This is a genomic window from Caulobacter sp. HMWF025 (genome assembly GCF_003060965.1).
GTDB lineage: Bacteria > Pseudomonadota > Alphaproteobacteria > Caulobacterales > Caulobacteraceae > Caulobacter.
Window position 1 is genome coordinate 12198 of sequence record NZ_QAII01000154.1, and the last position, 11149, is coordinate 23346.

Annotated in this window: 8 protein-coding genes; 6 read left to right on the forward strand and 2 right to left on the reverse strand. The window is 66.2% G+C overall.

What is annotated here, in order from left to right; all coding sequences use genetic code 11:
* The 4 genes from DBR10_RS20245 to DBR10_RS16345 form a co-directional block, all read left to right on the forward strand.
* Nucleotides 1-589: divergent polysaccharide deacetylase family protein (locus DBR10_RS20245; RefSeq protein ID WP_233243450.1), on the forward strand; the 589-nt coding region annotated here is incomplete at its 5' end.
* Nucleotides 586-1086 (forward strand): RNA pyrophosphohydrolase, encoded by a 501-nt coding sequence (locus DBR10_RS16335; RefSeq protein ID WP_108505906.1) that lies wholly within the window; start codon nucleotides 586-588, stop codon nucleotides 1084-1086. The genes DBR10_RS20245 and DBR10_RS16335, both read left to right, overlap by 4 nt.
* A 23-nt stretch (nucleotides 1087-1109) precedes the next feature.
* Nucleotides 1110-2309 carry an alpha/beta hydrolase gene (locus DBR10_RS16340; protein ID WP_108505907.1) on the forward strand — a complete coding sequence of 400 codons (1200 nt, stop codon included), beginning with the start codon at nucleotides 1110-1112 and terminating at the stop codon, nucleotides 2307-2309.
* 47 nt (nucleotides 2310-2356) lie between these two features.
* The gene (locus tag DBR10_RS16345; RefSeq protein WP_108505908.1) at nucleotides 2357-3100 is read left to right on the forward strand and encodes an alpha/beta fold hydrolase; all 744 of its coding nucleotides are present in this window, start codon (nucleotides 2357-2359) and stop codon (nucleotides 3098-3100) included.
* 76 nt (nucleotides 3101-3176) lie between these two features.
* Here the strand turns inward: DBR10_RS16345 and DBR10_RS16350 are convergent, their stop codons facing one another.
* Nucleotides 3177-6398, reverse strand: coding sequence for a family 16 glycosylhydrolase (locus tag DBR10_RS16350; protein WP_146184196.1), 3222 nt, complete (start codon nucleotides 6396-6398; stop codon nucleotides 3177-3179).
* A 379-nt stretch (nucleotides 6399-6777) separates the two neighbouring features.
* Here DBR10_RS16350 and DBR10_RS16355 point away from each other — a divergent pair, with 379 nt between their 5' ends.
* Both DBR10_RS16355 and DBR10_RS16360 read left to right on the forward strand, forming a co-directional pair.
* Nucleotides 6778-7701, forward strand: a complete 924-nt coding sequence (locus tag DBR10_RS16355; RefSeq protein ID WP_108505910.1) for a glycosyltransferase family 2 protein — start codon at nucleotides 6778-6780, stop codon at nucleotides 7699-7701.
* A gap of 25 nt (nucleotides 7702-7726) precedes the next feature.
* Complete coding sequence (locus DBR10_RS16360) at nucleotides 7727-8401, forward strand: acyltransferase (protein ID WP_158272239.1); 675 nt, start codon at nucleotides 7727-7729, stop codon at nucleotides 8399-8401.
* 84 nt (nucleotides 8402-8485) lie between these two features.
* Here DBR10_RS16360 and DBR10_RS16365 read toward each other — a convergent pair.
* Nucleotides 8486-11149 (reverse strand): beta strand repeat-containing protein (locus tag DBR10_RS16365; RefSeq protein WP_146187865.1); only part of this gene is annotated, 2664 nt, incomplete at its 5' end.

Below are 11149 nucleotides of genomic sequence, written 5' to 3' on the forward strand. Positions count from 1 at the left end.
GGCCATCGAGACCCTGCCGCCGGAAGTGACCCTGTCCTTTGCGCCCTATGCCGAAGGTCTGCAGGGCTGGATCGATCTGGCGCGGGCCAGCGGCCACGAGGTGCTGCTGGAAACCCCGATGGAGCCGGCCGACTATCCGGCCAATGATCCGGGCCCCTACACCCTGATCGCCGCCAACCGGCCCGAGGATACCGTGCGCAAGCTGGAGTGGCTGATGTCGCGGGCCACGGGCTATTTCGGGCTCAGCAACTATCTGGGGGCCCGCTTCATCGACTCGGATGCGGCCATGAACACCTTCAACGCCGCCCTCAAGGCCCGGGGCCTGGCCTTTGTCGATGACGGCCTGGCCGCCCGGCGCGGTGGCGGCATCCCGCGGGCCTCGGCTGACCGGATCATTGATGACGAGCTTTCGGCCTCGGCGATCGACATCCAGCTTCGGGCCCTCGAGACCGGGGCCAGTGCGCGGGGCCAGTCGCTCGGATCCGGCTTTGCCTATCCGGTGACCATCAACCAGGTCCGGACCTGGGCGGCCGGCCTGCCCGCCCGGGGCCTGCAACTGGCACCGGCCTCGGCCCTGGCGCGCCGATGAGCGCAGCGTCCCGCGAAGACGACCTGCCGCGGCACAGGCCCAATGTCGGCGTAGTCCTGTTCCACCCCGACGGCCGCGTCTGGCTGGGCCGGCGCCACCAGCAGGAGCCGCCCTACAACTGGCAGTTCCCGCAGGGCGGGGTCGATGACGGCGAAGACCTGCTGGACGCGGCGCGGCGGGAACTGGCCGAGGAGACGGGCGTCACCTCCGCGGCTTTGCTGGGCCGGACCCAGGGCTGGATCGCCTATGACTTTCCGGCCGATTTCGCGGGCAGCAAGAAGGCGCGCGGCTGGCTGGGCCAGAAGCAGGTGTGGTTCGCCTTCCGTTTCACAGGCGACGAGGCCGAAATCGACCTGGAAGCCCATGGTGAGGTCGAGTTCGACGCGTGGCGCTGGGGAAGTCTCGACGAAACCCCGGAACTGATCGTACCCTTCAAACGCAGCGTCTATCAGGCGGTCGTCGCTGCGTTCCGGGGCTATGCGCAAGGTGATGCTTAAGTCACCTGCGATGGGGAGGACTTATGGCGCGAACCATTCTGATGATCCACGGCTATGGCTGTGCCGGTGACTGCTGGGGAAGCGTCGCCGCCCGCCTGAAGGCCGAGGGCTATCGCGTCGAGACCCCGACCCTGCGCGCCGAGCTGCGCCGCACGGATGCGCCGGGCAAGGGCCTGGCCGGCCTGTCCCTGGCCGACTATGTCGCCGACATGAGCGCCCTCGCCGCGAGCCTGTCGCGCGAGACGGGTGAAGCCCCCATCGTGTTCGGCCACTCGATGGGCGGCATGATCGCCCAGAAGCTCGCCGAGGCCGGGCTGGCGGCCGGTATCGTGCTGTTTGCACCTGCTTCACCCGCCGATGCCCGGGCCAAGCCCAAGCTGTCGCCTGTCATCACCTTCCTCAACATCGCCCTGTCTTTCCGGCCCGAGACCCGCGCCGTGAAGATGTGGAAGACCGGCTTCAAATGGGGCGTCCTGAATGTCGTGCCCGCTGCGCGGCACGACGGCCTCTTTGCCCGGGCGGTCTATGACTCGGGCCGCGCCCTGTCGGATCTGGCCTGGCCCGACAAGGATCCCAACCGGACGGTTCACGTCGACGCCGCGCGGGTGAAGGTGCCGGTGCTGGTGGCCGCAGGGGCGCAGGACCGCACCACGCCGGTCGAGGATCTGCGTCTGGTCGGGGCCAAGTATGGCGCAGACTATGTGGAATACCCCAACAACGCGCACTGGCTGATCGACGAGCCCGGTGTCGAGGTCATCCTTGATGACGTCATCGGCTGGCTGAACACGCGCGGCCTGTCTGCGGTGCCCCAGGTCCCGTCCCGGAGCGTGCCCAGGACGGCTCCGAAGGCCAGGATCCCCGCGGCCATTCTCGAGCCCGCACCTGCGCCCGCGCCCGCTATCGAGCCGGCGGTGGCCGAGACCCCCGGGGGGCAAGCCCCGGTCGTACCGGTCGCAGCGGCCAAGGCCCGTGCACCCCGTGCCGTTGCCAAACGCCCGGCCGGAACGGTCGCCAAGGCCAAGGCTGAGCCTGCCGCGCCCGCGACGCCTGCGACGGAGCCCAAGGCCGCGCCCAAGGCCCGGGCTGCAGCCAAGACGGCTCCGAAGACGGCTCCGAAGTCCAGTCCCAAAGCGGCAACCAAGGCAGCCCCCAAAGCGGCGGCCAAGCCTGCCGCAGTGAAGGCCGCCAGCAAACCCTCCCCGAAGGCCCGCAAGAGCGTATAGGATCAGGCGGGCCGATCCTGTTCGTCGGCGGAGTACGAAAGGCGGCCATGCCCGCACCGGTCATCATGGTCCACGGCGCCTTTTGCGGCGGCTGGACATTCGACGTGTTTCGCCAGCCGTTCGAGGCGGCGGGGCATACGGTGCAGGCCCCGGATCTGCTGGGACGTGGCGGCCAGGGCGCGGTCGCCGGGCGCTCGATGACCGACTATGCGCGGCAGATTGCCGGGCTCTGTGCGGCCTGCGACGAGCCGCCGGTGCTGATCGGCCATTCCATGGGCGGCCTTGTCGCCCAGATGGCGGCCGACCGGGTCAAGCTTTCGCGGCTGATCCTGCTGGCCCCGTCGCCCCCCTGGGGTGTGGCCGGGGCCAGTCTCGAGGAAGCGGCGTCAGCCATGAGCCTGTTCGCCCTCGGACCCTACTGGCTGCAGGCCGTCGACCCCGACTACGGGGTGGTCCGGCGCTACAGTCTCGATCGCCTGCCCAAGCCGGACCGGCGGGCGCTGTATGCCCGGATGACCCCGGAAAGCGGCCGGGCGCTCTGGGAAACCCTGAACTGGTGGCTGGACCCCTTCATGACCACCAGCGCCCGGCCCAGCGGGGTTCCCACCCTGGCCATCGCCGGCGGCAAGGACGTGATCCACCCCCCGGCCACCGTTCGCCAGGTCGCCGCCCGGCTGAACGGCCAGTTCGAGGTCTTTGACGACATGAGCCACTGGCTGCCCGGTGAGCCGGGCTGGGAGGCTGTCGCACAGCGCTGTCTGGCCTTTGCCGGAGCCGAAGCCCTGGCCTGACGGGCCCTGAGAACAGAAACGCCCGGGACGATGTTGCCATCGTCCCGGGCGTCGACGGCCAGAGCCGCCGGAGGGGTTAGACCAGCCAGAAATCGCTGAGCGAGATCCCGGCCTTGTTGGTCAGGGTGGCGATCTGAACCTTGTCGCCGCTGTCACCGCCATTGGCGTCGTAGAAGAGGCCGCCGGTCTTGGTGTCGTAAAGCAGGGCCGCGTGACCGTCGGCCGCCTGGGGCGCTACACCGCTGACGAACGAGAGGTCCGAGAGGGTGGTGATCCCGAAGGCCGTGGCCTTGAGGGCGATGTGGTCGACGCCGACCTGGAAGTCGGTGATCCGGTCCACGCCGCTGCCGAGGTTTTCGAAGCGGAAGACATCCGCGCCGGCCCCACCGGTCAGGACGTCGTTGCCGCCCCGGCCGCTGAGAACGTCGACCCCGGCCCCGCCGGACAGCTTGTCATCGCCCGCTCCGCCGGTGATCGCCGTGCCGGTGGCATTGGCATAGCCGACGAAGTTGCCGGAGCCACTGTAGGTCAGGGCCTCGATATTGGCCCGGGCCATGGCGGTGGTCAGGCTGGTGACCTGGGTGTCATAGCCGCCGCCCACGTCCTCGACGATGGCATCGCTGGCATTGTCGATGATGTAGGTGTCGTTGCCCGCGCCACCGACCAGCCGGTCGGCACCCGCGCCGCCGTCCAGGGTATCGTTGCCGACGCCGCCGGTGATGACATTGACCAGGCTGTTGCCGGTGCCCGCGAAGTCGCCGGTGCCGGTATAGGTCAGGGTTTCAACATTGGCAGCCAGGGTGTGCGACGACAGGCTGGTGCGGACCGAGTCGTAGCCGCCGCCGGCCTCCTCGACGACCGTCTCACCGACATGGTCGATGATGTAGGTGTCGTTGCCTGCGCCCCCGATAAGGGTGTCGGCTCCGCCGCCGCCATCGAGCAGGTTGGTGCCGGCGTTGCCGACGATGACCTGGGCGAACTCGTTGCCGACGACATTCATCGCGGTCGAGCCGGCGGCCATGACGACCCGCTCGATTTCAGCCCCGTTCGGCAGGGTGTAGCCGATGACCACATTGACCGTGTCGAACCCGCCACCGGCAGCTTCGACGACCACGTCGGCGCGGTTGTCGACGGTATAGGTGTCGTTGCCGGCACCACCGTTGAGCAGGTCGGCACCCTGGCCGCCGTCGAGCGTGTCGTTGCCGGCCCCGCCGTTCAGGGTATCGGCGCCGAGCAGGCCCGAGAGGCTGTCATTGCCGGCCCCGCCGTTGATGACATTGTCCGCCGTATTGCCGACGCCGGTGAAGGCGTTCGAGCCGACATAGGTCAGGTTCTCGAGGTTCCAGCCCAGGGTGTAGCCGTCGAGGGTCGTCCGGACGGTGTCCGTGCCCTCGTTGCCCAGTTCCAGGATGGTGTCGCCTGCGCCTGCAACATAGGTGTCGTCGCCGGCGCCACCGAACATCACATCGTCGCCCGCGCCGCCGGTCAGGGTGTCGGCCCCGATGCCGCCCATGAGCACGTCGTTGCCGCTGCTGCCGTTCAGCTGGTCATCGCCGAGGCCACCGATCAGCAGGCCAGGGGTCGACGCGGTCAGGACATCATTGCCGGCGCCGCCGACCTGGGCCTGGCCCGAAGACAGGGCGGTGGCGGTCTTGAGGACATCGGTGAACTGCAGCTGGGCGGTCGAGGCCAGGTACTGGACGGCACCGGTCTTGATATTGACCATCTGGAAGCCGCCGTCGGTGCCGGCATAGATGCGGAAGTTGGCCGAGGCCTCGCTGATCACGGTGGCCGGATCCAGGGTCACGGTCTGGGTCACAGCCTGGGCCGCTTTGGCGGTGGTGGCGGGCAGGGCGGTCTTGGGCGCATCCAGGCTGTAGGCGCGGACATAGTCGACCTTGAACGCGGTGGTCAGGTTGGCGTTGTCCACTTCGCCCGCCCAGCCGCCGACCGCCATGTTGACCAGCAGGTACATCGGCTCGTGCATGTTGGCCGGGGTCGGGATCTGATAAACCGCCGTCCCGTCGATGTAGTAGGTGATGGTTTCGGCGGTCCACAGGACGCCGTAATTATGGAAGCTGGTCGCCGCATCCGGAACATAGGCCAGGGACGTCACGGCCTTGTTGGGCAGGGACTTGTCGTGCGTGGTCATGTTGATGGCGTTCGGGTCTTTCGAGTTGACCTCGAACACATCGATTTCATTGGCGCTAGTCGGCGACAGCAGCCAGAAGGCCGGCCAGCCACCTGATCCCGTCGGCATCTGGGCCCGGATCTCGAAATAGCCGTACAGCTGGGTGAAGGTCGTCTTGGTGGTCAGCAGGCCCGACGAATACTCAAAGCCCCACAGAGCAGCCTTCTGCGCTTCGGTATTCACCGAAGCATTGATCGAAAGGACGCCGTTGTTCAGCGAGAACGGGTTCATGCCGAGCGCGGTCGTGCCCGAGCCCTTGAAGCTGGGGTCGACATAGATCTGGTCTTCACCGGTGTAGTAGCCGATGAAGTGGCTGGCCTTGCTGCCGTAGCCGCCGAAGCCGTATTCGGCCGACCAGACCCCGGTCGAGGCCAGGCCGTTGGTCTGCAGGCTCAGGGTGTTGAATTCTTCGGCGAACGACAGGGTGTACTTGCTCGTGTCGATCGGCAGCTTGAAGTTGGAGGCCGTGAAGGCGTCGACCGTGGCATTGCGGAAGGTGATGTCCGAGGTCGCCGAGATCTTCAGCACCACGTCGGCACCGACCTGGGTCATGGCAGCCTTGACCTGGTCGAAGCTGGTGAAGGCCACGCCGTTCAGACGGACGGCATCCGCTCCGGTCCCCGTACCCGCCAGGAAGTCCGTAATGACGTCGCGGCCCGAGTTTACGTCAAAGACGAAGGTGTCGCTGCCGCCGCCGCCGACCAGTACATCGTGGCCGCCCATGCCCATGAAGACTTGGGAATTGGCATCGCCGATCATCAGGTTGTTGAGGCTGTTCCCGACCCCGGTCATCGTGCCCTTGTTGCCGTAACCCATCAGCATCAGGTTTTCGACATTGGCCGACAGGATGTAGTTGTTGGTCGCCTTGACCGTGTCGATGCCGCCGCCAGCGGCTTCGATGACCGTCGTGATGCCGTTCTGGATGACATAGGTATCGTCACCGGCCCCGCCGACCAGGGTATCAGCACCACCGTTGCCGACGAGCGCGTCGTTTCCGGCCGTTCCCGTCAGGCTGTCCGCCGCGGTTGTGCCGTTGAACAGCTTGAGCGCGCCTGCGCTCTGCTGGAGCGCGATGCCGTCGTATCGGAGATAAGTGACAGTTGCCATGAAAGCCCCCTTGGTCACGAGTAATCTCGCAGCGACCTGTAAATGGCCATTCAATAACAACAGTTAATTCTCAATATACCAAAAGTATTCGAGTGTGATTTATTTCGGTTATTGGTTATCGCAAGATTAGTTATGCTTGCGTCGGGTGTTATGGAAATTTAAACCAAAAATGCTCAGGTTGCCGGAACGCGGGCTTTGGGGGCAGGGCACGGGCCGTCAGGTGAGAAGTCATGCAGATTTCACCCTGATTGCCCATTTCCGGAGATGTGACGCGCCGGCTTCCGGCTTTCGCGTTACGGTCTTGAGGTTCCGCTATGACGGTCCGGCCTGGTCTTCGTCAGGTTCGATTTCTGATTTCTCATAGACGCACGAGGCGTGGATGATCGCTGTTTCAGCCTGCACTTATAAGCGCCCGGACCAATTGGCCCGGCTGCTTGACAGCTTCATGCTGATCAAGACTCCCGCAGATGTGGAGTTTGTGATCGTCGACAATGACGGCGCCGATCCCGAAGTGGAGCGCGTCGCGCAGGATTTCCGCGACCGCAGCGGCAAGACCCTGCATCTGGTCGTTGAGACCCGCGCCGGAATTTCGGCGGCCCGTAACGCGGCCTTCGCCAAGGCCCGCGAAATCGGGGCCGAGAAAATTGCCATGGTCGATGATGACGAGTGGGTCACTGAGGCCTGGTTGCCAGAGCTGCTGAAGACCCAGGCCGAAACCGGGGCGGTGATCGTCGGCGGCCCGGTGCGGCCCGTCTTCTCCGAAAATCGCCAGGACATGGCCCGGCACGCGACGCTGTGGTCGGTCGAGCGCGACTATCTGGGCGGCAAGCCGTTCGTCTTCTGCACCTGCAACTTCATGCTGGATCTCGCGATCGTCGAGCCGCTGGGTCCCGAGCCCTTCGATCACGCCTATGGCCTGACCGGCGGCGGCGACACGGTATTCTTCCGGACCCTGGCCCTGCGCGGGGCCGAGATGGCCTGGTCGGAAGAGGCCTTCATTTATGAAGAGATCCCCGACAGCCGCGCCACGATCAAGTGGCTGCGCCAGCGCCGCTACCGCGCCGGCAATGTGGCCTACCGCTGGGAAACCGAGTTCCCGACCCCCAGCGACATCAATCCCAAGCTCAAGACCCTGGCCGCAGTGGTCCGTCTGCCGCTCTTCCCCCTGCTGGGCAAGTGGCGGGGACCGCTGTTCCTGGCCTGGTATCTGGAGTTCGAAAAGGTTCGGGGCCGTCTGGCCGCCCAGTTCGGCTCGCTCTATGCCGAATACGGCCGTGGCGACACCCAGAAGGCCTGCCGCTGATCAGACGTTTCAGGATTCCCTGCTCATGAAAATGCTGACTCCGACGTCCCGACTGCGGACCCTGATGGCCCTGGTCGTGGCCTGGCTGCCCACCAACGGCCTGCGCAAGGCTTTCTACAAGGCCCTGTTCGGCTACAGCTTCGGCCCGGGCTCGGGCGTTGGCCTGGGAACGGTCATCACCTGTGCGACCTTCAGCATCGGCGCGAAGACCTTCGTGGGGCGCGACAACCGCTTCATCGGTCCGTTCCGCGCCGAGATCGGTGACAATGTGATCATCGGCCGTTTCAACCGCTTCACGGCCGGGGCGATGGCCGCCGATCCGTCGAAGGCCCATATGGGCTATGCCCTGCGCCTCGTGGTCGGCGACAAGGCGCTGATCAACGATGCCCACTATTTCGACGTCTACGGCGAGATCAGCATCGGGGCCGGCACCTGGGTGGCCGGGGTCGACAGCCAGTTCTGGACCCATGGGGCCAGCGTCATCGACCGCGACATTCACATCGGCGCGGGATGCTATCTGGGCTCGGCCGTACGCTTTGCGCCGGGCGCGGCCATCGGAGACAACTGCATTCTCGGCATCGGCTCGGTCGTCGTCAGCCGCCTGACGGAGTCGTCCTCGGTGCTGGCCGGTTTCCCCGCCCGCAAACTCCGCGATATCGACGCGACGGACGACCGGCAGTTCGTCTTCGAGATGCAGTAAAAAAGGACGCCCGCGCAAGGCGGGCGTCCCTCATTATGTCCTGTGGTCTGTGAGCCGGAGTTCGGCTCCCGATCCAGGAAGGCTCTAGACCAGCCAGAAGTCGCTGAGGCTGATCGCCGCCTTGTTGCCCAGGGTGGCGATCTGGACCTTGTCGGATCCGTCTCCGCCATTGGCGTCGTAGAACAGGGCCCCCGTACCGGTGTCATAGAGCAGGGTCGCCTGGCTGCTGGACGGTTGCGGCGCGACGCCGCTGACGAACATCACATCGGCGAGGCTGACGATCCCGAAGGCTGTCGCCTGCAGGCCGATATGATCGACCCCGACCTGGAAGTCGCTGATACGGTCCACGCCCTGGCCGAGATTGGCAAAGTGGAACACGTCGGCTCCGCCGCCGCCGGTCAGGGTGTCGTTGCCCGTGCCGCCATTCAGGATGTCGATGCCCGCTCCGCCGACCAGGGTATCGGTGCCGGCACCGCCGGTGATCGCCGTACCGGTCGCATTGGCATAGCCGACGAAGTTGCCCACGCCATTGAAGGTGAGGGCTTCGATATTGGCTGATGCCAGCGCGCTGTTGAGCGTGGTGATCAGGGTATCAAAGCCCTCGCCGGCATTCTCGACTACGGCATCGCTGGCGCTGTCGGTGAAATAGGTGTCGTTGCCCAGGCCGCCGATCAGGCGGTCGGCCCCGAGGCCACCGTCGAGGGTGTCGTTCCCGGCACCGCCGGTGATGACATTGCCCAGGCTGTTGCCGGTGCCCGCGAAGGTCCCGCTGCCGAAATAGGTCAGGTTCTCGAGATTGTTGCCCAGGGTGAAGCTGCCCAGCGTGGTGCGGACAAGGTCCGTACCCTCGCCGGCCGCTTCAATGACCGTGGTCGCGGCATTGCGCACAACATAGGTGTCGTTGCCGGCAAAAGCCTTGAGGACGTCGGCGCCGCCGCCGTCATCGAGGGTGTTGATCGCCGAATTGCCCTCGAGGGTCATGGCGAACAGGTTGCCGGTCAGGTTCAGGGAGGCCGTGCCGGTCAGGATGACCCGCTCGATCTCGGACCCTGCGGTGGCGACCCAGCTCTTCGAGGTCTGGACGGTGTCAGAACCGCCACCGACCGTCTCGATCACAACGTCAGCCGAATTGTCGAGAATATAGAGGTCGTCACCTGAACCGCCGACCAGGGAGTCGATGCCCGCGCCGCCGTCCAGGGTGTCGCCCGAGGTCGTCCCGGTCAGGGTGTCAGCCGCCGCCGTACCGACGAGGGAGACGCCCGGCAGGGGTCCATTGAGGCTGACCAGACCGTCGGAGAACTGCACGGCCTCCATGTTGAACAGATAGTCGACTGCCGAGCTGAGCGTGTCCTGGACATAGAAGCCGCCCAGGCCGTCGCTGGTGACGACATAGCGCGCCGTGGCTCCGGCATAGACGGCCGTATCCGTTCCGGCCCCGCCGTCCAGGCTGTCCGACCCGAAGCCGCCGTCGAGGGTGTCGTTGCCGCCGCCACCCAGCAGGGTGTCGGCATTGGCTCCGCCCGTGATCAGGTTGGCCAGGCTGTTGCCCGTGCCGGCGAAGGTCGCGCCGCCGGTATAGACCAGGGTCTCCAGCTCGGCGCCCAGCGTAAAGCTGCCCAGGTTGGTGCGGACCGTGTCGGTGCCGCCGCTGGCCGCTTCGGTGATCCGGTCGCCGACGTTGTCGACGATGAACACGTCGTCGCCGCCGCCACCCGTCAGGGTGTCGGCTCCGACGCCGCCGTCGAGGGTGTCTTTGCCGACGCCGCCGATCAGCTTGTCCGCGCCGATCCCGCCGGTTACGGCCGTCCCGGCCGCATTGGCATAGCCGGTGAAGTTCGCCGTCCCGCCATAGGTCAGGGCTTCGATATTGGCTGCGGCAATGGCGCTGACCAGGCTGGTAACCTGGGTGTCGTAGCCTTCGCCGGCGTTCTCAACGATGACGTCGCTGGCGTTGTCGACCACATAGGTGTCGTTGCCGAGCCCGCCGATCAGGCGGTCGCCACCGGCCCCGCCGTTCAGGGTGTCATTGCCGGTTCCGGCCGTGATGACATTGACCAGGGTATTGCCGGTCGCCGAGAAGTTGCCGGTGCCCGTATAGGTCAGGTTCTCGACATTGTCGGTCAGGGTGTAGGCGCCCAGGGCGGTGCGGACCAGGTCCGTGCCCTGGCCGGCCGCCTCGACGACCGCCGTGCCGGCATTGCGCACGATATAGACGTCGTTGCCGCCCATGCCCTTGAGCAGGTCGGCGCCGCCGCCGTCGTCCAGGGTGTTGATGCCGGCATTGGCCTCCAGAACCATGGAGTACAGGTTGCCGGTCATGTTCAGCGGCGCAGTGCCGGTCAGGACCACATACTCGATTTCCGAGCCGGCGGTCGCGGTCCAGGCACGGGCGGTGATCACCGTGTCATAGCCGCCGCCGACCGCCTCGACGACCACGTCGCCGGCGTTTTCGATGTAATAGAGGTCGTCGCCGCCGCCACCGACCATGGTGTCGGGGCCCCAGGCGCCGTCCAGCGTATCATTGGCCGAGCCGCCGACCAGAGAGTCGGAGGCATCGCCGCCCAGCAGCGAGGCTCCGGCCACGGCGACGGCCGAGGTGGAAACGGTGCCGTCGCTGAAGCGCAGGGTCTCAATGCCGGAGATCCGGTCGCGGCCCTCATTGGTCAGGCCGGTCAGTTCGTCCTGGATGAAATAGCCGCCCGATCCGTCCACGGTGATGGTGTAGCGGGCCCGGGCCCCGGCATAGAC

Bases quoted from the DNA above. Each gene is read 5' to 3' on its own strand.
- DBR10_RS16335 (WP_108505906.1), top strand. From the start codon at position 586: ATGAGCGCAGCGTCCCGCGAAGACGACCTGCCGCGGCACAGGCCCAAT.
- DBR10_RS16340 (WP_108505907.1), top strand. From the start codon at position 1,110: ATGGCGCGAACCATTCTGATGATCCACGGCTATGGCTGTGCCGGTGAC.
- DBR10_RS16345 (WP_108505908.1), top strand. From the start codon at position 2,357: ATGCCCGCACCGGTCATCATGGTCCACGGCGCCTTTTGCGGCGGCTGG.
- DBR10_RS16350 (WP_146184196.1), bottom strand. From the start codon at position 6,398: ATGGCAACTGTCACTTATCTCCGATACGACGGCATCGCGCTCCAGCAG.
- DBR10_RS16355 (WP_108505910.1), top strand. From the start codon at position 6,778: ATGATCGCTGTTTCAGCCTGCACTTATAAGCGCCCGGACCAATTGGCC.
- DBR10_RS16360 (WP_158272239.1), top strand. From the start codon at position 7,727: ATGAAAATGCTGACTCCGACGTCCCGACTGCGGACCCTGATGGCCCTG.